The sequence below is a fragment of the Yinghuangia sp. YIM S10712 genome, from assembly GCF_051388935.1.
In the GTDB taxonomy this organism is placed as follows: Bacteria; Actinomycetota; Actinomycetes; order Streptomycetales; family Streptomycetaceae; genus Yinghuangia.
The window spans coordinates 81,047-101,686 of record NZ_JBPKBI010000008.1; the positions used below are offsets into that span (position 1 = coordinate 81,047).

Here is a 20,640-nt window from a genome sequence, read left to right on the forward strand (position 1 = left end):
CTGCCGAAGATCGAACGAATTGTCGGATGACCTGTGCTCGCGAGGCTCTCGAACGGATGACGCCGGCCGACCGGTCGAAGCCGCCGTGACTATCGTGAAGCGCGTTGCGCAGTAGAGGAAAGCGGGTGCACCTGTGCGGTACAACAACGTGGGCACGTCGGGGCTCAAGGTCTCCGAGGCCGGTCTCGGCTGCAACAACTTCGGCACGCGCATCGACGAGCCGGCGGCGCACAGGGTCGTCGAGGCGGCACTCGATGCGGGAGTCACCCTCTTCGACACGGCCGAGATATACGGGGACGGCCGGTCGGAGGAGATGCTCGGCCGTGCCCTCGGCCGCCGCCGGGACGAGGCCGTGATCGCGACCAAGTTCGGAAGCCCGGCACCGGGCACGGGCACCGGGTCGCGCCGCCACCTCATCCGCGCCTGCGAGGCGAGCCTGCGGCGTCTCGGAACCGACTACATCGACCTTTACTACCTGCATTTCCCCGACCCCGAGACACCGGTCGAGGAAACACTCGCCGCGCTCGACGACCTCGTGCGGCAGGGCAAGGTCCGCTACATCGCCAGTTCGAACCTGGCCGGCTGGCAGCTCGTCGACGCCGACCATGTGGCCCGCGCGGCGGGCGGCTCGCGGTTCGTCGCGACGCAGTTGGAGTGGAGCCTGCTGGAGCGCGGCGTCGAGCGTGAGACGATCCCGGCCGCGCGCCACCTCGGCCTGGGCGTGATTCCGTACTTCCCGCTCAAGTCGGGGCTGCTCAGCGGGAAGTACCGGCGCGGCGAAGCCTTCCCGGAGGGTTCGCGGCTGGCCGGCGGCTCGTACTTCGCGCGGGTCGCCACCGACGAGAACTTCGCGGTCGTCGAGCGCCTGACCGAGTACGCCGAGGCCGGCGGGCGGACGATCCTCCAACTCGCGCTGTCCTGGCTCGCGGCTCAGCCGGAGGTCCCGTCCGTGCTGGTCGGCGCGACGTCGCCGGATCAGGTGGCCGCCAACGCCGAGGCGTTCGTCGAGCTCACCCCCGCCGAGATCGCCGAGATCGGCCGGGTCGCGGCCGGCGCGCATGAGGCGGACGGAAGCGCGGCATGAGACGCGACGTGGGGGTGGGGCTCGGCAGCGCGGCGGTCAGGCGGTGAGCAGTTTGGCCATGCACACGCTGAGCGGGCTCCCTCGGTAGAAGCCGAAGCCCGGCACGTCGGTGTAGCCGGACGAGCGGTACAGGGCGATGGCCTCCGGCTGCCGGGTTCCCGTCTCCAGGATCATCCGCCGCTGACCTGCCGCCACCGCGTGGGCTTCGAGTTCGGCGAGGAGGGCGCGGGCCAGGCCCCGGCCGCGTCCTTCGGGGCGCACGTACATGCGTTTGAGCTCGACATCGCCGGGGCCGTGCCCGGGCAGGTCGTACGTACCGATCCGCCAGCCGCCGCACACGAGGGCCCGGCCGTCCTCGTAGCCGACCAGGAACAAGCCCGTCGGCGGGTCGAAATCCGCCTCGTCCACCGGGGACTGATCAGGGTCACCGTAGCGTTCGACGTAGATTTGCTGGACCTCGTCACACAATTTGCGGACGTCGGGGTGTTGGTAGCCGAGGGCGGTGAACTCCATCGGTGAACGATAACCCGAGGTGGGGAACAGGCGTTCGCACAAGGTGCGCCCGACGGCCGGGCGGCACGGTCGAAGGAGACTTTCGATGGCGACGACCGCCGAGGACGTACGGCGCGAGGCCCTGGCACTGCCGGAGACGAGCGAGAAGTTCAGTCGGAATGCGCCCACCTTCCGGGTTCGCGGGAAGATCTTCGCGGCGTTGAACGAGGACGAAACCGCCGTCGCGTTCCGCTGCCCCCGGGAGGAACGCGGCGCGTTGACCGCCGCCGAGCCGGAGAAGTTCTTCGTACGCGCGGGTCACGACGACAACTACGACTGGATCCGCGCCCGCCTGGCCGCGGTCGACGACGCCGACGAGCTGCGCGCGATGCTGACGGACGCGTGGCGCATGACGGCACCCAAACGGGTGATCAGGGCGTTCGATGAAGCGAGCGAGGCGCCGCGGCGCGACTGACCGAGGATGCCGTGACAGCGACTGCGGCACTGCGGTGACGCCGACGATTCCGGGGTCCGCGCGAAGAAACGAAGGCGTGCGGACGCGCCGGTCGACGGCCGTCGTTCGGCGGAAGAAACCCCGAAGAGTCCGCGTTGTGCGGACACGTAGGGAGAGGATTCCGTCATGGCCGATGCATTCACCACCCGGGTCCTCGACATCCATACCGGATCGTCGGAGACCGTCCACGACCTGTCCGGCGAGATCGGTGCGTTTCTCCGCGATGTCGCCGAGGGGCGCGACGGTCTCCTCAATGTGTTCACGCCACATGCCACGGCCGGTCTCGCCGTCATCGAGACCGGAGCGGGCAGCGACGACGACCTGCTCGCCGCGCTTCGCGACCTGTTGCCCGCCGACGACCGCTGGCGCCACCGGCACGGCAGCAGGGGACACGGTCGCGACCACGTCCTGCCGGCATTCGTGCCACCGCACGCCACGTTGCCGGTCCTGGCGGGCGAACTGGAACTCGGCACATGGCAGTCCGTCGTCCTGGTGGACACCAACCGTGACAATCCCCGGCGTCAGGTGCGCCTGTCGTTCCTGGGATGAGTCGCCCAAGCCGCATATGGAGGGGTGCACTGTGTCAGTCGATCTGAACCACACGATAGTTCGGGCGCACGACCACCGGGCCGCCGCTGAATTTCTCGCCCGGATCCTCGGTCTGGAGGCCGGAGAGACATGGGGGCCGTTCGTTCCGGTGCAGTCGGCGAACGGCGTCACCCTGGACTACATGGCGGTGCCTGATGACGAGGAAATCACCGGCCAGCACTATGCCTTCCTGGTGAGCGAAGAGGAGTTCGACGGAATCTTCCGGCGTGTCCGCGAGGCGGGAGTGACGTATTACGCGGACCCGGCTTACCGCCGCGCGGACGAGATCAACCACAACGACGGCGGGCGCGGCTTCTACTTCCGCGACCCGGACGGGCACAGCATGGAGGTCATCACCCGGCCGTACGGCAGCGGCGGCTGACGCGCCCGCCCCATTCCACGGCGGACGGACGTGTTCTTCTCGACCGTGCGTGGCTACCGTGCCCGCATGAGCCTTTCCAAGGACGTGACGGCGTTTCAGATCGAGGTGCCCGAGGCCGAGTTGGCCGATCTCCGGGAGCGGCTGGCGCGTACGCGGTGGCCCGATGAGGAGACCGTGGACGACTGGACGCAGGGGGCGCCGCTGGCCTATATACGGGAACTCGCGCGTTACTGGGCCGAGGACTACGACTGGCGGAAGACCGAGGCGCGGTTGTCCGCGTACCCGCACTTCCGCACCGAACTCGACGGGCTGGGTGTCCACTTCCTGCACGCTCGCTCGCCGCACCCGGATGCGCTGCCCCTCCTGCTCACCCACGGCTGGCCCGGGTCCGTGGTCGAATTCCTGGATGTGCTGGGCCCGTTGACCGACCCAACCGCCCACGGCGGCGACGCGGCAGACGCGTTCCACGTCGTCTGTCCGTCGTTGCCCGGGTACGGCTTCAGCGACAAGCCGTCGGCGCCCGGCTGGAACGTCGAACGCATCGGCGCCGCATGGGCGGGGCTCATGGAGCGGCTCGGCTATGCGCGCTACGGAGCGCAAGGTGGCGACTGGGGTGCCATGGTCACCGTCGCCACCGCCCAGGCCGGCGGTGACCGGGTGGCCGGCATCCACCTGAACATGCCCGTCGCGGCTCCCGACCCTGACACGTTTGCCGATCTCACCCCGGTCGAGCAGCGGGTGCTCCAGGATCTCTCCCACCATCGCGAATGGGGCACCGGTTATTCGAAGATCCAGTCGACCCGGCCGCAGACCCTCGGGTACGGGCTCGCCGATTCACCCAGCGGGCAACTCGCCTGGATCGTGGAGAAGTTCTGCGAGTGGACGGACTGCGACGGGCACCCGGAGAATGCCCTGACGCGTGATCAGATGCTCGACAACATCACGTTGTACTGGCTCACCGGAACCGCGGCTTCGTCGGCGCGCCTGTACTGGGAGAGCTTCCGCACTCCCGACCTGGGCGCCGTGCACGCGCCCACCGGGTGCTCGATTTTCCCGCGCGAGATCGTGCGCCTGTCGCGTCGCTGGGCCGAGAAGCGCTTCACCGACCTGCGCTATTGGAACGAACTCGACCGGGGCGGCCACTTCGCCGCGTTCGAGCAGCCGTCGCTGTTCGTCGAAGAGGTCCGCCGGTTCTTCCGGCTCGTGCGGTGAGCTCCACGCGTACCAAAACCGTGGCTCCCGCCCGACGCGGGGACCGAGCCCACCGCCGCGCGCCCCTGCCCGCCCCACGGCCTTTGCCGTCCGAGCCTGATGGTCAACCTGGAGTTGACGGAAGAAAGGCCGTCAACCTATGGTTGACGCATGGCGAACAGCAGTGACAAGCCCATGCGTCCCACCGTTTCCGTCCGCCTCGACGACCTGATCGAGGCCATCAAGAAGTCGAACGACGACGCCCTCGAACAGCTCACGAGCGCCGTCATCGCAGCCGACCACCTCGGGGAGGTCGCCGACCATCTGATCGGGCATTTCGTCGACCAGGCCCGCCGCTCGGGTGCGTCCTGGACCGAGATCGGACGCAGCATGGGGGTCAGCAAGCAGGCTGCCCAAAAGCGCTTCGTCCCCAAAGGGCCCGGCGAGGCGAACGACCTGGATCCCAGCCAGGGCTTCGGGCGCTACACCCCCCGCGCCCGCAACGTGGTGATGCAGGCCCAGAACGAAGCAAGTGCGGCGGGCAACCCGCTGATCCGCACCGAACACCTCGTGCTGGGATTGCTCGGCGAACCCGACGCGTTGGCGGGGCGCGCCATCGTCGCGCAGGGCGTGGAGCTCGCGGCGGTGCGAGAGGCGGTCGTACGACGCCTGCCTTCCGCGGAGGAGGGCGTGCCGGAACTGATCCCGTTCGACGGCCAGGCGAAGAAGGCACTCGAACTCACCTTCCGCGAAGCGCTCCGCATGGGCCACAACTACATCGGCACCGAGCACATCCTGCTGGCACTCCTCGAACTGGAAGGCGGCGAGGGGGTGTTGAGCGAACTCGGTGTCGACAAGGAAGCCACCGGAAGGTTCACCGAGGAGGCCCTTGCCGAGATCGTGCGTCAACGGCCGGACGCGTCCGAGGCGTGACACCTGCGGCGGGGGGCCGGACGGACGACCGTCACGCCTTCCGGCGGCCCGACACGCACAGGATCGACCCGGTGGGATCGGTGGCCGACTCGACCGCGAGCCCGTACTCGGTGAGCGTTGCCGTCAACGCGGCGTCGATCCGGGCGATTTGCGCGGCCGAGGGCGGCTCGAAGAAGAGGTGGAGTCCGCCATCGGAGGCCAATGCCGCGTCGATCAGGCCGAGTTCGTGGGCCGGGTCGTGAGTCCAGAAGAGATTGACGTTGACTGCGAACGCCTTGTCGAACGGCCCGTGCGTCGTGAGGTCGGTGCCCTCGACCGGTGCGACAAGGAACTCGGCCCGGCCCGCGGTGACGTGTCCCGCGTTGCGCGCCTCGGCGCCATTGATCGCCGACGCCGACCGGTCTATCCCGAAGTAGCGTCCGCCAGACAGGAGTTCGCACACAAGCTCGGCCGCGACGCCGCGACCGCAGCCGATTTCGAGGATTCGGTCGTCGGGCCGGACGTCCAGACGTTCGACCGCCCAGCGCAGGCGGCGCGGAACCTGGGGCATCGTGCTCCTTGTCGGTGCGGCGGACACGGAGCCGTACGACGGCCCATGGCGGCGCGACCGAGCTTAATGCGGTGGGCCCGAGCGGAGAGTCAGTTCTTGTACGCCGCCGCGAACTCGCCCTGCGGTGGGACGACCGTGATCACGTCGATGAGGATTCCGTTCGGGTCGGGGACGATGAAGTGCCGCTGCCCGAAGTCCTCCGTGCGGATGTCGAGCACCGGCCGCAACCCTTCGCGCGCCACCAGGCGCTCGTACTCGGCGTCGACGTCGTGGACTTCGAAGTTGAGCAGCAGGCCCTGCGCGGGCGTGCCGCGGTATGCCTCCGGGATCGTCGGGTGGCCGGGATCGAGCAGGGCCAGCTCGAACGGTGGCGGGCCGGGGCGGCGCAGGCTGATGTACCAGTCCGCCTCGAATGTCCGCTCGAATCCCAGGAAGCGCATATAGAAGTCGCGCGACTCCTGGAGTCGGCTGGTGCAGATCACGGGATAGAAGCTGCTCAGGTTCACGTCGTCCTTCAGGGGGGTGCCGTGATATTCGCATACCGATGGTATGTCAAGTACGCTAGTCCGCGTACCACCGGTATGTCAACCAGGCGAGGCAGTGTGACCTACGACAGCGACGCGCGGACACGGCAACGGGAGCAGACCAAGCGCGCACTCCTGCGCGAAAGCCGTCGGCTATTCGCGACCCGGGGGTTCGCAGCCGTCGGCCTCTCGGAAATCGTGAGCGCCGCCGGCGTCACCAAAGGCGCGCTCTACCACCACTTCGAAAGCAAGACCGATCTCTTCCGCGCGGTCTTGGCGGAGGTTCAGGACGAGGTGGCCGGACGCGTTGTTGCGACAGCCGCCGCGCAGAACGACGCGTGGGACCAACTCACCGCGGGGTGCCGCGCGTTCCTCACCGCCGGCACCGACCCCGACATCCAGCGCATCATGCTCGTCGACGGGCCTGCGGTGCTCGGCTGGGCGGTCTGGCGCGCACTCGACGAGGCCGGCTCCGCCCGGCACCTGGCCGACGCGCTCGGCGCGCTCATCGACGCCGGCGTCATCGCACGGCAACCGGTGGCCCCACTCGCCCACCTGCTCTCGGGCGCCATGAACGAAGCCGCGCTCTGGCTGGCCGCCACCGGCAACCCCCAGGATCTGGAGGACACTTGGGCGGCACTGTCCGCCCTGTTGGAATCACTCCGCGCGCCGTGACGCCGAACAACCCGGCGCCGCCCTGCCGCAGGCGCGCTTCACGCGTACATGTTTCGGTACCGGACGCGTTTCAGCCCGCTGTAATCCTCTCCCGCTATCTGCCGGAAGTGCCCCGGCGGAAAAGTGACTTCTTCGTCCCACGGAATGAACTCGGTGCCGTCCTCGGCCCACCGGGGCAGCGCGACGACGGCATACCAACGGCCATTCGCGCGTTGCTCAAGCCGGACGACCGGCAGACGTACATCATCGTCCGCACCGCGGAACCGCACCGCTATGCGCGGGCGGTTGTCAGAGCGATCCACGTGCGCCATGTGCCCATAGTGACCCGGGAGTTGGGCTGTTGTCTCGTCTCCCGGTCGATATTGTTTCGAATTGCGGTCGATTTCTCGGGGATACCCGGCGCGGAACGCGCCCGAGCGGCACCCGAATCGGTAAGCGGGGCACCCGGGCACCGAGAATGCCGCACCTTCACGCGGCCCCGGAAAGGCGTCGGACAACTCGTCCGCGACAAGCCGCCCGCCCGTGACGCCCCGCGCGCACTACCGCTAACGTTGACCGCATGACCTTGTCGGCGCATCTGTCCTGGTGGCGCTCCCCCTAGGAGCGGCCACCCATCAGACACGCCCGGGGCCGTTCGTGACGGACGGCCCTTTCTCCTGCACCGCACAGGTGTCCCGGCTCCGCCCGGGCCCGGCCGCCCGCCACGACGAGCGAGAGCCGACCGGCCCCCGAAGCAGCCACCGAGCACCACAGGAGAAGACGATGTCCGTCACCGCCACCCACCCGAAGCCACCCGGCACCGACGACCGCGCGCAAGCCCGCCGGGTCCTCACCGGCGACCGACCCACCGGACGCCTGCACCTCGGCCACTACTTCGGCACCCTGCACAACCGCGTCCGGCTCCAGGACGCCGGTGTCGAGACCTATCTGGTGATCGCCGACTACCAGGTCCTCACCGACCGCGACACCGCCGATCGGCTCGACGAGCACGTGGAGGACCTGGTCCTGGACTACCTCGCCGCCGGGATCGACCCCGCCCGGACGACCATGTTCGTTCACAGCGCCGTCCCGGCGCTCAACCAACTGCTGTTGCCCTTCCTCAGCCTCGTCTCGATCGCGGAACTCGGGCGCAACCCGACGGTCAAGGACGAGATCGCACACTCGCGGCAGGCGTCGGTCAGCGGGCTCATGTTCACCTACCCGGCACACCAGGCGGCCGACATCCTGTTCTGCAAGGCCGACCTGGTCCCGGTGGGCCAGGACCAACTCCCGCACCTGGAGGTCACGCGCAGCATCGCGCGGCGCTTCAACGACCGCTACGGCCCGGTCTTCCCCGAGCCCGGCGCACTGCTGTCGGACACCCCGCTGCTCCTCGGTACGGACGGCACCAAGATGAGCAAGTCACGCGGCAACGCCATCGCCCTCTCCGCGACCGCCGACGAAACCGCCCGGCTGATCCGCCGCGCCACCACCGACGCCGGCCGGCACATCACCTACGACCCCGATCACCGCCCGGGGGTGTCGGGGCTGCTCCGCCTCGCCGCCCTGTGCCTGGGCCGGAAACCCGAGGACATCGCGGCCGAGATCGGCGGCGCGGGCGCAGCACGGCTCAAACAGATCGTCACCGAAGCGGTCAACGAGCACTTCGCGCCGCTGCGCGCCCGCCGCGCCGAACTCGCCGCGGATCGCACAGCTGTGCGCACGATCCTCCGTGAGGGGAACGCCCGTGCGAACGACCTGGCCGACGCCACCCTGCACGAGGTCAGGAACGCGATGGGCATGAGCTACGCCTAGCCCGTCCCGTGGATCTCCAGGGAGCAGCCCGCGTGGCGCAGTGCGTGCGATCGCAAGGCGCGGCGCCCGAAGCTCGTACTCGCTTGCCGGGCTGGTGGCCGTTCTGCGCCCGCAACGTTGCGCGGGCCCTGGAGAGATCCACCTGACAGGCCCCGGCGTGCCGAACCGGCGTCACCGAATCCCGTCCGCGACGAAGGCCTCGAACAACGGCAGCCACACAGCGTCCGTGCAGCGCTCGCGGACCTCGCCGTCGGTGAACCACGCGGCCTCGGAGCACTCCGACCCCTCCGCCGGCCGCACGATCGGACCGCGGGCGGGCAGGCGCAGCGCGAAGGCGGCCTGGTACGAGCGCCCCGGGTAGCGGTAGCCGGGCGGGGCGGCGCCGAGGAGTGTGATGCGCTGGCCGCCGAAGGGCGTGAGCCCTTCGGCGGCCACCGCGAGCCCGGCCTCTTCGGCGAGCTCGCGCGCCGCCGCGGCATGCGGGGACTCGCCGGGCTCGATATGGCCGCCCGGGACGTCCCACCCGCGCCCGGGCCGGTCGACGCGGGTGAGCAGAACCCGGTCGCACACGTCGCGGACGAACACGAAGGCGCTCGTGACCTCGTGCGCGACGGGCACGCCCGCACCGACGACGAGGTCGAGCCGGTGCGGCACCGGGATCCACGGGACGGCCACGGAGCCGATCACGCGAGCGGTCATCGGGCGGCCCCCGGCCCTACGCGGCCTGCGTGCCGCCGAGCACGCTGCCGAGCAGGTCGTCGAGCCCGACCATGCCGAGCAGGCGGCCGTGCGCGTCCTGGACGAGGGCGAGTGACGCACGCCGCTCCCGCAGCGCGGCGACCGCACGCTGGATCGGTGTGTCGACCGACAGGGTCAGGACCGGCGCCGCAAGCTCCCCGGCTGTCGCACCGATCGCCGCGACCGGGTGCGGCGCGCGTATCGACAGCACCTCGCGTACGTGCAGGACGCCCGTCAGCCGCCCGTCGGCGCCGCGTACCAGAAGCCGGTTGCGTCCATGGCGCCGAGACGCGGCGACGATCTCCTCGGGGCCCGCGTCCGCCGGAACCGCGTCGATACGGTCCGCCGGCACCACGAGCCGGGCGAGGGGTTCGGTGTGGGTGCGCAAGGTGGCCGTCAGGACGTCGTGTTCGTCACTGCCGATCAGCCCCAGGCGCCGCGATTCGCCGACGAGGCGCCGCAGGCCCTCGGCGTCCTTGGGAATGGACACCTCCTCCTTGGGCCGGATTCGCGCCGCGCGCAGCGCCGCGTTGCTTATGCCGTTCAGCGCGCGCAGAAGCGGGCGCACACCGCGCGCGAACGCACGGAACGGCGGTGCCAGCAGCAGAGCGGCGCGCTCCGGATCGGAGATCGCCCACGACTTCGGGGCCATTTCCCCGACGACCATGTGGAGCAGCACGATGGTGCTCAGCGCCACCGCGAACGCCACCGCGTGGCCGGCGGCGGCCGGGAGACCGACGGCCTGGAAGAGCGGGTCGAGCATCGCCGCGAACGCCGGCTCGGAGACCACACCCAGGCCCAGCGAGCACATCGTGATGCCCAGTTGCGCGCCCGCGAGCATGAGCGTCAACTCCCGGACGCCCGCGAGCGCGGAGGCCGCGCCGCGTTTGCGGGCCGCCGCAGCCTGTTCGAGGCGGTGGCGCCGCGCGGCCAGCAACGCGAACTCGGCCGCGACAAAGAAGGCGTTGCCGACGAGCAGCAGCACCGTGGCGATGACCGCAGGGCCCGGGCCCATCGCCGCGCCGCCTGACGCGAGGGCCACGGCACCCGACGCCGGGTCCGCCGCGGAGGCGAGTATGGGTGACGGGACATCGGGGGTCATCGGGCACCTCGGGGAAGACCCCGGCCTTCCGGCCGGGGGTGCGGGGGAGTGCGGCGGTGGGGATGGAAGGCAACTGCGCGGGACCGGGTCACGCGGCGTGCTCCATTCCGCCGCGAGCGCGCTCGGCGTCCGCCGCCGCGTCGTCGGCCGCTTCCCACGCCACGGGGAGGTGCGTGCGGACGCGTACCAGGTCGGGGACGTGCCGCTCGACGGTCAGCACCTCGATCTCGACGACCGGAGACGCCTGGCCCTCGATGTCGGCCGCGTCCTCGTCGGGGTTCGGCACCGCGACGCGGTCGCCGACCTCGGGCAGTCGGCCGAGCCGGGCGATCACCAGGCCGCCGAGCGTGTCGTAGGGCCCCTCGGGCAGGTCGGTGCCGATGATGCGCTCGACCTCGTCGACGCGCAGCACCGCGTCGAGGCGCCACCAGCCGTCCTCGGGGCAGGCGTCCACGACGGATTCGGTGTCGGTCTCGTCGGCGATCTCGCCGACCAGCTCCTCGGCGACGTCCTCGTACGTCACGATCCCGGCGAGTCCGCCGTGCTCGTCCAGCACGATCGCGAACTCCTCGTCGACCGCCCGCAACTGGTCGAGCAGCGACGGCATGCTCGCGGTGTCGGGCACCAGCAGCGGCGGCCGGGCGAGTGCGCCGACCGTGACCGTGTCGGCGTCCTCGGGGGCGACGTCCAGGAGGTCGGTGACGCCGACCACACCCACGATGTCGTCGACTCGGTCGCCGACCACCGGGTAGTGCGAGTGACCGCACTGCTGGACCAGCGCGATGAGGCCGGCCGCGGTGGTGTCGGCGCGCACCCGTATGACGTCGGGACGCGGGACCATCACCTGATCGACCGTCAGGTCACCGAAGGCGATGGCGCGCTGAAGCATGTCCGAAAGCTCCGGAGCTAGCTCGCCGTCGCGGTCGGCCTCGGCGACGATGTGACCGAGCTCCTCGGTGGTCGCGCCGCCGTGGATCTCCTCGACGGGTTCGATGCCGACCGCGCGCAGCAGGCGGTTCGCGAGGTTGTCGAACATCCTGATCAGCGGGCCCATGACCTTGAGGTACGCCAAGGTGGGCCGACCCAGCAGCACCGCCACCCGCTCGGGCTCCGCGATGCCCCAGTTCTTGGGCACCAGCTCGCCGACCACCATCTGGATCCCGGTGGCGATGACGAATCCCAGGACCAGCGTCACCGCCTTGTCGGCACCGGACGGCATGCCGAGCGGTTCGAGAGCCGGCGACAGGACCGCGCTCAGCGCGGGGTTGGCGATGAAGCCGACCAGGAGTGTCGTGATCGTGATGCCCAGTTGCGCGCCCGAGAGCATGAACGACAGGCGGCGGGTCACGGTGAGGGCGCGTGCCGCGCCCTTGTCGCCGGATTCGGCACGGCGACGCAACTCGGCGCGGTCGGCCGCGACGTACGCGAATTCCTGGGCGACGAAGAAGCCGGTGCCGACCGTGAGGACGACGACGGCGAGTATGCCGAAAGCGGCGGACGCGGCGTTCATTTGGCATCCTCCCGAACGCCGCCGCGCGGATCACTGGTTCGGGAGGGACCGGTACTGGGGGGGTCCGTCTCTTGGGCGGACACGCACGCTCCTTGTGGAGTTCTTCCTGCCTGTCGGCTCGGAAGGTCGAACGATACGGGACTTGAAAACGTATCACCGAGACCGGTTGTTCCCCAGGTGGGACGGGCGGTGGCGGCGTCGAAAGGGCATGTCCGCGGCCCGGGGGCGGCGTTGTGGCGCCGATCACGTGACTGATCGTCAAAACCTATTGACCGTTAGTACTTGGCTAACCCGGCCCGGTCGTGACAGTCTGTGCGGCCGTGGGCACCGTGGGCCGCTCGGGAGAGCGGATTGTAGGGATATGGGAGACGGTCGGAGGCGGCGGAAGCACGCTGTCATCCTCAAGTTGTCCCGGAATTCATGCATCCGGGGGAACCCGGTCAGGGCGTGTGTCGACAAGGATGGGGGGCGACCTTCATATCCGCGACAGGCGCGGGCTACCACCGGGGGCGGTGTTGGGCGACAGCAAGACCGGACGCGAGTGCTCCGGGTCTCGGGGTGTGCCCCGCCAGCGGTCGGAAGGCGATGACTCGGGGCAATGCGGACAGGCCTCCGCCGATTCGGATGCGCCGTCGGGCCGGGCCGCCGAGGAAATCCACGAAATCCACGAAGTCGGCAACGCGGAGGGCGCCTCGTGCGTTCGTAGGGATGCGGGCACCCCACCCGGTGCCCCCGCCGACGCCCCGTCCGACGCCCAGTCCGGAATCGTCACCGGTGGCGGCGGCAGTACGGCAGGCCCACCGGCCGCCGTGCCCGTTCGACCCGACGAGGTGGCCATGACCCGCACGCTCGATGCCTACGCCATACGGCTCGCCGCGCTGAAGGCGTACGACATCACCGGCGTGCGACCGCTCGAATTGCAGCGCTACCGGGCCTTCGGAGAGGTTCCCGACGGTCTTACCGAGGAAGTCGTGCAGCGGGCCCAGCAGATCGTGGAGGAAGAACGCGCCAGGCTCCTGCGCCTCGCCGGGTCCTGACCCGGCCCGGCGGCTGCGCGGCTGCCTGCCGGTGATTGCGTGACCGGTCCCCGGGCCGCCGAGTACGCGATCGGAGCGGTGCGGTGTCCGGTGGGTCGGGCGCGTCGTGTTTCTTCAAGAGCGCGCGGGGGTGCCGCGGCTAGCGTCGGAGACATGACGTACCCCATCAGCGACCTGCTGCACGTTGCCGCGCAGCGGGCTCTCCCGATCATGCGCGGCCTGCCGGACGACCGTCTCGGCGGGCCGACGCCGTGCAGTGACTACACCGTGGGCGACCTGGCGAACCACTTGTTCCAGGTCGTGGTGAACTTCCAGACGCTGGCCGCCAAGGAGCCCGTCGACTGGGCCGAGACGCCCGACTTCCTCAGCGGCGGGTGGCGCGACCGCTTCGCCGCCGAGACCGAGCGTCTGGAGAAGGCGTGGGCGGCCCCCGGCAGCGAGGAAGGTGTCTCGCCCGGTATGGGCCTGCCCGCACGCAGAGTCGGTCAGATGGCTCTGCTGGACCTCACGATCCACGCGTGGGACCTCGCGCGCGCCACCGGCCAGGCGTTCAGTCCGGCGCCCGAAGTCCTCTCCGATCTCGAACAGTTTGTCGAGGCGATGGCTCCGACCGCCCGCAGTATGGGCATGTTCGCCGAGCCGGCGGAAACGGCCGCGGACGCCGGCGAGTTCGAACGGCTGCTGGCCTCGACCGGTCGCGACCCGCATTGGTCGCCGCCGGCGTGAGCCGACGTCAAAAGCGATGGGGCCCGGTCACCAGGTGACCGGGCCCGATCGGTTGTTCGTCGATGCGGCGGACTGTCACGTGCCGTAACGCCGGTTGAAGCGCTCGATGCGTCCGGCGTTGTCGAGGACGCGGCCCTTGCCGGTCCAGAACGGGTGACTCGCCGCGGAGATGTCCACGTCGACGACCGGATAGGTGCGGCCGTCGGTCCATTCCACGGTCTTGTCGCTGTTCAGCGTCGACCGGGTCAGGAACGAGAAGTCGGCGGACCTGTCACGGAAGACGACCTGCCGGTACTCGGGGTGGATCGTGGGGCGCATGGGAAGCCTCCGGGAATGGTCGTGCGCGCACTTCCGGTGCGCGCGGATGCGTACGTGTTCAGCGCTCTTCGCGGAACACCACGTGCCGGCGGGCGACGGAGTCGTACTTGCGCAGTTCCAGCCGGTCGGGGGTGTTCCGGCGGCTCTTGCGCGTGACGTACGTCTCTCCCGTGCCTGCTGTCGACCGCAGTTTCACGACGGGGCGCAGATCGCTGCGTGCGATGGGGGCCTCCTCGTTTCTCTCGGCGCCGCGATTCCGACCGCGACACCGGGTGAAAACGAATTTCAACGCGGATTATTCCGCCGGCTTCGGCAGCGCGGCCGCCTCCGTCCCCGGGCGGGGTGGTCCGTCCGGCGGATGGGCTCGGCTCCCGGTGTGGCGGACCCGGCGGCCCGGGAACCGGTCATGCAGTCACCGGCAGGCAGACGGGGCACCATCTGGCCTCGGAGCCGACATGTGGAACGGGCCTGTGAAGCGCCCGTGAAACCGGTACGTCGGGCGGGCACGTCCAACCAGCAACAAAGGAACCGCGAAGGGCGGACTGTCATGAAGGTCAACCTGCGTCACAACCCTTCCTTCACCGTCGCACGCTGCGTCCTCGCGGGCGGCGAGCAGATGCGCGCCGAGAGTGGGGCGATGCTCGCGCACAGCGCCGGTGTCAACTTCGACGCCAAGATCGAAGGCGGCCTGGTGGCGGGTCTCAAGCGCAGCGTGCTCGGGGGCGAGTCGATGTTCCAGACCACGTTCACGGCGCCGCCGCAGGGCGGCTGGGTCGACGTCGCGGCGAACCTCCCCGGCGACGCGATCACGATCGACCTGGAGCCCGGGCAGGACCGCTTCCTGCTCACCAAGGGCTGCTGGCTCGCCAACTCGTCGGGGGTCACGATCGACACCAAGTGGGGAGGCGCGCGCAACCTGTTCGGCGGCGAGGGCGGCTTCCTCGTCGAGGCGCGCGGCAACGGCGTCCTGGTCGCCAGCTGTTTCGGTGCCCTCGACGTCATCGACCTGGAGGCGGGGGAGCAGGTCGTGATCGACACGGGGCACGTGGTCGCGTACGCGCCGACCATTTCGTACCAGATCCGGCGCGCCGTGCGGGGTCGGTCGATCCAGAGCATGAAGACGGGCGAAGGCTTCGTCTTCGACTTCACCGGCCCGGGGCGCGTGCTCGCGCAGTCCCGCAACCCGAGCGGGCTCGTCTCCTACATCGCCGCGAACATGCCGGGCTCGCGGGCCTGACACGCAGTCAGGGGCCGGTTGTACGGCCACCGTTGCGGGCGAGCCGGTGGCCGCGCGCCGGCGACGCCCTGTGCACCGGACGCGAACACCCGCTCGCGCGGCCCCTGTTCGACCTGGCGCCGAAGCGACGCCGAAGCGACGACACTAGGGGCGCCGAAGCGCCCCGGACTCAGCCGCTCACGACCGCGCGCAGACTCTCCTTGAGCGAACCCATCGTGGCCAGCACGGCCGTCGGCTCGTACCCGCAGTGGGCCATGCAGTTGTCGCAGCGCGGGTCCTTGCCGCGGCCGAAGTTGTCCCACTCGGTGGTCTCGATGAGCTCCTTGTACGTCGGCACGTAGCTGTCGCCCATCAGGTAGCAGGGCTGCTGCCAGCCGAGCAGCGAGTAGGAGGGGATCGCCCAGGGGGTGCACTCGAACTCGCGCTTGCCCTCCAGGAAGTCCAGGAACAGGGCCGAGTGGTTGAGCCGCCACTTCTTGCGCTTGCCGTCCGCGAACGCCTCGCGGAACATCTTGCGCGTCTGCTCCACCCCGAGGAAGCGGTGCTGGATCGGCGCCTTCTCGTACGCGTAACCGGGCGAGATCTGCATCCGGTCGACCTTGAGGTCGTCGTTGAGGTAGTCGAGGACCTCGCGCACCGACTCGGGCGAATCCGTGTTGAAGAACGTGCTGTTGGTGAAGACCTGGAAGCCGGCGGCCTTGGCCATCTTGATGGCCGCCACCGCCTCCTTGAAGACGCCTTCCTTCGCCACCGCCTCGTCGTGGCGCTCCTCAAGGCCGTCGAGGTGGACCATCCACGCGAAGTTGCGGTTGGGCTTGAACTTGTGGAGGTGCTTCGGGAGCAGCACCGCGTTGGTGCACAGGACCACGAACTTCTTGCGGCGCAGCAGAGCTTCGACGATCTTGTCGATGTCCTTGTGCATCAGCGGCTCACCGCCGGCCAGGGAGACCATCGGCGCGCCGCACTCCTCGACGGCCGCCACGACCTCCTCGACGGGCATCCGCTTCTTGAGCACGTCGTGGGGCTGCTGGATCTTGCCGCAGCCGCCGCACTTCAGGTTGCACGCGAACAGCGGTTCGATCTCGACGATCATCGTGAACTTGTCGTTGCGCTTGATCTTCTGCTTGACGAGATGCGTACCGATTTTCGCGGCCAGGTTCAGCGGCAGACCCATGGCGGTCTCGCCCCTCTCTCCCCGTCAGGCCGGGCGTCCGTGTGCCCGAGGCTCCCGATGTTGTCGACGATCAACATACACGCTGTACGTAACAAGGTCGCTGTATGTGTGTCACGCCTCGGGACCAACGTGTCCGGCGGGGTGTCGAACGCCTTGACAGCGTCGGTACGCGCGCTTCCGTCACCATGCCCAGCAGAACGTTCCCCGGCACTCGTCCGACAACACGATCAACGCGTGACTGCTTCCCCGCCGCCGGGCGCCTGGAACGGGACAGGTGTTCGGAGCGTGAGATTCGTGGAGCGGCGCAGGTCACGGCCACCCTCGGCATGTCAGGCTTGGGAAGCGGTGCAGTCGGTATGTCTCGGGAGCGTTGAATGGCACTCACTCGTCGGGCCCAACACGTCGCAGATACGCGCGGCGCCCTCGTCTCCGCGGCGCGTGAGCTGTTCGCCGAGCGCGGGTTCGCCGGCACCGGGACCGAGGAGATCGTCGCGCGGGCCCGGGTCACCCGTGGCGCGCTCTACCACCACTTCCGCGACAAGAAGGACTTGTTCCGCGCGGTCATGGACGGCGTGGCGCGGGAGGCCGCCGAAGCGCTGGTGACGCGGGAACTGACGCATGCCCAGGAGCTTCCGGACGAGCCGTGGGACCAACTCCGCCACGGATTCCAGTCGTTCCTGGACGTGTGCACGACGGGTGACTTCCAGCGAATCGTGCTGATCGACGGGCCCGCGGTCCTGGGACAGGACGTGTGGGACCAACTAGTGGACGAACACGGGCACGGACTGCTCGCCGAGTGGCTGCGCAAGGCGATGGCGAACGGCGAGATCGACGAACTGCCGGTCGCCCCCCTCGCGCGGCTCCTCGCGGCACTCATCTCCGAGGCGAGCCTGTACACCGCGCGTGCCGACGACCCCGAGACCGCGCGGCGCGAGGCCGGCGCGGTGGTCGACCGGGTGCTGGCAGGGCTGCGCCGGGCAGACGCGCCGCACGGGGCCGGATCGGGGCCGGGAACGCGGGTCTAGCTTCGGCGCTGTCGAGCGCCTGCGGGGCCGTCGCGTGAGGGGTGTCGGCGGGGCTGTGCCGCGCGGGTCGGATCGGGGCGGGGCGCGTGGGCCTGGCCTCGGCGCCGTCGAGCGCCTGCGGGGCCGTCGCCGCGGTTCTTGTCCGCAGGTCCGGCACCGTGAGGGTGCCGCCGGGGGCGACGGTGGCGTTGCGTACCGTCGAGGCATGGCATCCCGCGCACTGGTCCATCCGCGCACCCACGGTCACGCGGTGCTTCTGGTATTGGTCGGCGCGGCGTCGATCCAATTCGGGGCGGCGTTCGCGGCCAAGCTGTTTCCGCGCGTCGGGCCCGAGGGGGCGGTGACGCTGCGGCTGGTGATCGCCGCGGTCGTCATGTTGGTGGTGATCCGCCCCTCGGTGCGTGGTCTCTCGCGCCGCGACCTGCTGACCGTCGGGGCCCTCGGTGCGGCCTTGGGCGGGATGAACCTGTGCTTCTACGAGGCCATCGCCCGTCTGCCGCTCGGGCCCGCCGTGACGTTGGAATTCCTCGGGCCGCTGGGGCTCGCGGTCGTGTTGTCGCGGCGGCTGCGGGACATGTTCTGGATCGTGCTCGCGGCTCTCGGCGTGCTGATGCTCGGCGAAGGCGGATTCACCGGACTGGACGGGGCCGGCGTGGCGTTCGTGCTTGCCGCCGCCGTCTTCTGGGCCGCGTACATCATGGTGGCGACGCGTACTGCCCGGGCCTTCCGCGGTGTCGACGGGCTCGCGCTCGCGATGGCCATCGCGGCGCTGCTGGTCCTGCCGTTCGGTGTCGCGGGCGCGGGGGCGGAGTTGGTCCGGCCGGGGGCGCTCGGGGCCGGTGCGGTGGTCGCGTTGATGTCGTCCGTCATCCCGTACTCGTGCGAAATGCTCGCCATGAAGCGCTTGTCGGCGGGGACATTCGGCCTGCTCGCGAGCCTGGAACCGGCGGTCGCGGCCGTCGCGGGCTTCGTCGTGCTGGGCCAGAACCTCGGTCTCGTGGCGATGGGCGGCATCGCGCTGGTGGTCGCCGCCAGCGCCGGGGTGACGGTCACGCGGAGTGCGGACGCGGCGGTGGGCGACGGGCCGCCTGGAGAGGGACGCGTCCCCCCGGTCGGGAAGACGGCCGGGAAGGCGCCGGCCGAAGGGCTCACGGGCGGACTGCCCCCGCAGCCCTGACGGCGGGTCAGTCCAGGGACGCGCCGACGACCCGGCGGAACAGCGCCTGCACCCCGGCGGCGACCTTGGTCTCGGACTCCTCGGTATTGGGTGCGTGGTGGCAGGGACCGAGGTACGCGTGCAGCAGGAAGTCCGCGGTCAGCTCGACGTCGTCGATCGCGAACTCGCCCGCCTCGGCTCCGCCGCGCAGCATCGCGGTCAGCAGTTCGCGTGCCTCCGACATTGGCTCGAAGCCGCCGCCGAGCTCGTGGAAAAGCACGTGGTGCAGTTCCTTGTGCCGGACCTCGTCGTGGATCCACGCCGCGACCAGGCCGTCGAGGCGCCCCGCCCAAGTCAGTGACGGGTCGTCCATGAGCCGTGCCGGATCGGCCAGCATGCGTTCCCACATCTCGGCCTGGAGCGCGGAGATCAACGCGTGCTTCGAGTCGAAGTACAGGTAGACGGTTCCCTTCGCGACCCCGGCCCGCTCCGCGACGCGGCTGACCGTCAGCGGGTCGTAGCCGTTCTCCAGCAGCAGTTCGGCGACCGCGGTCAGAATCTGGCGGCGCCGCACGTCCGGCGGCTGGAAGCGCCCGGGGGTGGTGGCGGCGGGGCGGGGACTCACTTTCGGGACTCCTTCGGACGGTCCGATGCGCCTAGAGCATGCCATCAGGGGCGGCACGGTTGACGAATGACCAGCGGTCATTAGTATGGCCGTGGGTCATCAATATGACCGACGGTCGGTCATATGGCAACCATCGGCACCCGACACCCCGGAGGAGCTTCACCATGGCCACGCAGCAGCAGGAAACTCCCGCCCACTACGACATCGCCGTCGTCGGCGGCGGGCCGGCCGGACTGAGCGCGGCGATCAGCGCGACACGCCTCATGCAGCGCACGATCGTCATCGAAGCCCCGACACCACCGCGCAACGCCGCCTCGCGAGGCGCCCACGGACTGCTCGGCCTCGACTCCCGCACCCCCGACGAGGTCCGCCGTGCGGTGTGGGAGGACCTGGACCGGTACGGCCTCGCGACGCTGCGGTCCGCCGAGGTCACCGGCCTGGAACGCGATCCGTCGGGCGGCTTCCGGATCGCCACCTCCGACGACCCCCCGACCGGCCACCGGCTGTGGGCGCGCGACGTCATCCTGGCCACCGGCGTGGTCGACGAGCACCCCGACATCCCCGGCTTCGCGGAATGCTGGGCGCGATCGGTGATCCACTGCCCGTTCTGCGTCGGCTGGGAGAACCGCGACCGCACGTGGGGCCTCGTGCACCACGATCCCGACCACGCGATCACGGCCGCCAACGCGTTCCGCGCCTGGTCCGGCGACATCCTGGCCATCGTGCCGCCCGACATGCCTCGTCTGGACGAGGTGCGCGCGGCGTACAAAACGGCCGAGCGCGAGCTCATCGAAGCCCGCGTCACCCGGCTGCACCACCAAGGCGGCCTGCTGCACACCGTGGAGCTGGACGACGGCCGCACGCTTGCCCGGCAGACCCTCCTGTGGCACCTGACGCAGCGTCAGGTGCCGCTCATCGGGCGGCTGGTCGAGTCGCTGGGACTCGCCGTCGACGAGGGCGGATTCGTCACCGTCGACGCAAGCCGGGCGACGAACGTGCCGGGCCTGTACGCGGCGGGCGACCTGACGGTCCCGATGGGACAGAACGCCCTCGACGCGACCGCGACGGGCGGCGCGGCCGCGGCGGCGATCGGCCGCAAGCAGATGTTCGGCTCCTGAGGTGACGCCGGTCGGGCGCCGCTTTCGGCGCCGCTCGCAGAGCCGGGCGTCCGTCCCGCACCGGTCCGGGCACTCGCCGCCCTCCATCCGCCCGGCACCGTGCCGTATCGAACGCACCTCGGCTCCGGCGAGTTGCCGGTCGTGCGA

The 20,640-nt window shown here is 70.1% G+C and carries 25 protein-coding genes; 14 read left to right on the forward strand and 11 right to left on the reverse strand.

Annotation, left to right across the window (positions count from 1 at the left end):
• Positions 1 to 133: 133 nt before the first annotated feature.
• Positions 134 to 1,084 carry an aldo/keto reductase gene (locus ACRX5W_RS18225; RefSeq protein ID WP_436789240.1) on the forward strand — a complete coding sequence of 317 codons (951 nt, stop codon included), beginning with the start codon at positions 134 to 136 and terminating at the stop codon, positions 1,082 to 1,084.
• 36 nt (positions 1,085 to 1,120) lie between these two features.
• On the opposite strand, the gene ACRX5W_RS18230 is transcribed toward ACRX5W_RS18225, so the two are convergent.
• The gene (locus ACRX5W_RS18230) at positions 1,121 to 1,597 is read right to left on the reverse strand and encodes a GNAT family N-acetyltransferase (protein ID WP_436789241.1); all 477 of its coding nucleotides are present in this window, start codon (positions 1,595 to 1,597) and stop codon (positions 1,121 to 1,123) included.
• A gap of 85 nt (positions 1,598 to 1,682) precedes the next feature.
• Between ACRX5W_RS18230 and ACRX5W_RS18235 the strand changes: the two genes are divergently transcribed.
• From ACRX5W_RS18235 to ACRX5W_RS18255, 5 genes are all read left to right on the forward strand, one after another.
• Positions 1,683 to 2,051 (forward strand): MmcQ/YjbR family DNA-binding protein, encoded by a 369-nt coding sequence (locus ACRX5W_RS18235; RefSeq protein WP_436789242.1) that lies wholly within the window; start codon positions 1,683 to 1,685, stop codon positions 2,049 to 2,051.
• A 165-nt stretch (positions 2,052 to 2,216) separates the two neighbouring features.
• Complete coding sequence (locus tag ACRX5W_RS18240; RefSeq protein ID WP_436789243.1) at positions 2,217 to 2,639, forward strand: YjbQ family protein; 423 nt, start codon at positions 2,217 to 2,219, stop codon at positions 2,637 to 2,639.
• Positions 2,640 to 2,670: 31 nt separating this feature from the next.
• A complete protein-coding gene (locus ACRX5W_RS18245; RefSeq protein WP_436789244.1) occupies positions 2,671 to 3,060 on the forward strand; it encodes a VOC family protein in 390 nt (129 codons plus the stop codon).
• Positions 3,061 to 3,126: 66 nt separating this feature from the next.
• On the forward strand, positions 3,127 to 4,272 hold the full coding sequence (locus ACRX5W_RS18250; protein WP_436789245.1) for an epoxide hydrolase family protein: 1,146 nt from the start codon (positions 3,127 to 3,129) through the stop codon (positions 4,270 to 4,272).
• A 150-nt stretch (positions 4,273 to 4,422) separates the two neighbouring features.
• Positions 4,423 to 5,184 carry a Clp protease N-terminal domain-containing protein gene (locus tag ACRX5W_RS18255; RefSeq protein WP_436789246.1) on the forward strand — a complete coding sequence of 254 codons (762 nt, stop codon included), beginning with the start codon at positions 4,423 to 4,425 and terminating at the stop codon, positions 5,182 to 5,184.
• A gap of 31 nt (positions 5,185 to 5,215) precedes the next feature.
• On the opposite strand, the gene ACRX5W_RS18260 is transcribed toward ACRX5W_RS18255, so the two are convergent.
• Both ACRX5W_RS18260 and ACRX5W_RS18265 read right to left on the reverse strand, forming a co-directional pair.
• Positions 5,216 to 5,734: an SAM-dependent methyltransferase gene (locus tag ACRX5W_RS18260; RefSeq protein WP_436789247.1), complete on the reverse strand. Its 519-nt coding sequence runs from the start codon at positions 5,732 to 5,734 to the stop codon at positions 5,216 to 5,218.
• Between the two features lie 89 nt (positions 5,735 to 5,823).
• Positions 5,824 to 6,240: a VOC family protein gene (locus ACRX5W_RS18265; protein ID WP_436789248.1), complete on the reverse strand. Its 417-nt coding sequence runs from the start codon at positions 6,238 to 6,240 to the stop codon at positions 5,824 to 5,826.
• Between the two features lie 96 nt (positions 6,241 to 6,336).
• Between ACRX5W_RS18265 and ACRX5W_RS18270 the strand changes: the two genes are divergently transcribed.
• Positions 6,337 to 6,933, forward strand: a complete 597-nt coding sequence (locus ACRX5W_RS18270) for a TetR/AcrR family transcriptional regulator (RefSeq protein WP_436789249.1) — start codon at positions 6,337 to 6,339, stop codon at positions 6,931 to 6,933.
• Between the two features lie 38 nt (positions 6,934 to 6,971).
• On the opposite strand, the gene ACRX5W_RS18275 is transcribed toward ACRX5W_RS18270, so the two are convergent.
• Entirely contained in the window at positions 6,972 to 7,244 is a 273-nt protein-coding gene (locus tag ACRX5W_RS18275; protein WP_436789250.1) for a hypothetical protein, read from the reverse strand.
• Between the two features lie 451 nt (positions 7,245 to 7,695).
• On the opposite strand from ACRX5W_RS18275, the gene trpS reads away from it, so the two are divergent.
• Complete coding sequence (gene trpS, locus ACRX5W_RS18280; RefSeq protein ID WP_436789251.1) at positions 7,696 to 8,727, forward strand: tryptophan--tRNA ligase; 1,032 nt, start codon at positions 7,696 to 7,698, stop codon at positions 8,725 to 8,727.
• A 171-nt stretch (positions 8,728 to 8,898) separates the two neighbouring features.
• On the opposite strand, the gene ACRX5W_RS18285 is transcribed toward trpS, so the two are convergent.
• The 3 genes from ACRX5W_RS18285 to ACRX5W_RS18295 form a co-directional block, all read right to left on the reverse strand.
• Positions 8,899 to 9,426 (reverse strand): NUDIX domain-containing protein, encoded by a 528-nt coding sequence (locus ACRX5W_RS18285; RefSeq protein WP_436789252.1) that lies wholly within the window; start codon positions 9,424 to 9,426, stop codon positions 8,899 to 8,901.
• A gap of 16 nt (positions 9,427 to 9,442) precedes the next feature.
• Positions 9,443 to 10,480, reverse strand: coding sequence for a CNNM domain-containing protein (locus ACRX5W_RS18290; protein ID WP_436789424.1), 1,038 nt, complete (start codon positions 10,478 to 10,480; stop codon positions 9,443 to 9,445).
• Positions 10,481 to 10,655: 175 nt separating this feature from the next.
• Entirely contained in the window at positions 10,656 to 12,077 is a 1,422-nt protein-coding gene (locus ACRX5W_RS18295; protein ID WP_436789253.1) for a hemolysin family protein, read from the reverse strand.
• 836 nt (positions 12,078 to 12,913) lie between these two features.
• On the opposite strand from ACRX5W_RS18295, the gene ACRX5W_RS18300 reads away from it, so the two are divergent.
• The gene (locus tag ACRX5W_RS18300; RefSeq protein ID WP_436789254.1) at positions 12,914 to 13,114 is read left to right on the forward strand and encodes a hypothetical protein; all 201 of its coding nucleotides are present in this window, start codon (positions 12,914 to 12,916) and stop codon (positions 13,112 to 13,114) included.
• A gap of 153 nt (positions 13,115 to 13,267) precedes the next feature.
• Positions 13,268 to 13,840: a TIGR03086 family metal-binding protein gene (locus ACRX5W_RS18305; protein ID WP_436789255.1), complete on the forward strand. Its 573-nt coding sequence runs from the start codon at positions 13,268 to 13,270 to the stop codon at positions 13,838 to 13,840.
• A gap of 75 nt (positions 13,841 to 13,915) precedes the next feature.
• Here ACRX5W_RS18305 and ACRX5W_RS18310 read toward each other — a convergent pair whose 3' ends face one another.
• Positions 13,916 to 14,158, reverse strand: coding sequence for a type B 50S ribosomal protein L31 (locus ACRX5W_RS18310; protein ID WP_436789256.1), 243 nt, complete (start codon positions 14,156 to 14,158; stop codon positions 13,916 to 13,918).
• 58 nt (positions 14,159 to 14,216) lie between these two features.
• Positions 14,217 to 14,381 (reverse strand): 50S ribosomal protein L33, encoded by a 165-nt coding sequence (gene rpmG, locus ACRX5W_RS18315; protein ID WP_436789425.1) that lies wholly within the window; start codon positions 14,379 to 14,381, stop codon positions 14,217 to 14,219.
• Between the two features lie 324 nt (positions 14,382 to 14,705).
• Between rpmG and ACRX5W_RS18320 the strand changes: the two genes are divergently transcribed.
• The gene (locus ACRX5W_RS18320; protein WP_436789257.1) at positions 14,706 to 15,395 is read left to right on the forward strand and encodes a TIGR00266 family protein; all 690 of its coding nucleotides are present in this window, start codon (positions 14,706 to 14,708) and stop codon (positions 15,393 to 15,395) included.
• A gap of 169 nt (positions 15,396 to 15,564) precedes the next feature.
• Here the strand turns inward: ACRX5W_RS18320 and hpnH are convergent, their stop codons facing one another.
• On the reverse strand, positions 15,565 to 16,569 hold the full coding sequence (gene hpnH / locus ACRX5W_RS18325; protein WP_436789258.1) for an adenosyl-hopene transferase HpnH: 1,005 nt from the start codon (positions 16,567 to 16,569) through the stop codon (positions 15,565 to 15,567).
• Positions 16,570 to 16,943: 374 nt separating this feature from the next.
• Here hpnH and ACRX5W_RS18330 point away from each other — a divergent pair, with 374 nt between their 5' ends.
• Positions 16,944 to 17,594 (forward strand): TetR/AcrR family transcriptional regulator, encoded by a 651-nt coding sequence (locus tag ACRX5W_RS18330; protein ID WP_436789259.1) that lies wholly within the window; start codon positions 16,944 to 16,946, stop codon positions 17,592 to 17,594.
• Between the two features lie 205 nt (positions 17,595 to 17,799).
• Entirely contained in the window at positions 17,800 to 18,771 is a 972-nt protein-coding gene (locus ACRX5W_RS18335) for an EamA family transporter (RefSeq protein ID WP_436789260.1), read from the forward strand.
• Positions 18,772 to 18,778: 7 nt separating this feature from the next.
• Here ACRX5W_RS18335 and ACRX5W_RS18340 read toward each other — a convergent pair whose 3' ends face one another.
• Positions 18,779 to 19,375 carry a TetR/AcrR family transcriptional regulator gene (locus ACRX5W_RS18340; RefSeq protein ID WP_436789261.1) on the reverse strand — a complete coding sequence of 199 codons (597 nt, stop codon included), beginning with the start codon at positions 19,373 to 19,375 and terminating at the stop codon, positions 18,779 to 18,781.
• A gap of 164 nt (positions 19,376 to 19,539) precedes the next feature.
• On the opposite strand from ACRX5W_RS18340, the gene ACRX5W_RS18345 reads away from it, so the two are divergent.
• Positions 19,540 to 20,493: an NAD(P)/FAD-dependent oxidoreductase gene (locus ACRX5W_RS18345; RefSeq protein ID WP_436789262.1), complete on the forward strand. Its 954-nt coding sequence runs from the start codon at positions 19,540 to 19,542 to the stop codon at positions 20,491 to 20,493.
• Positions 20,494 to 20,640 lie beyond the last annotated feature (147 nt).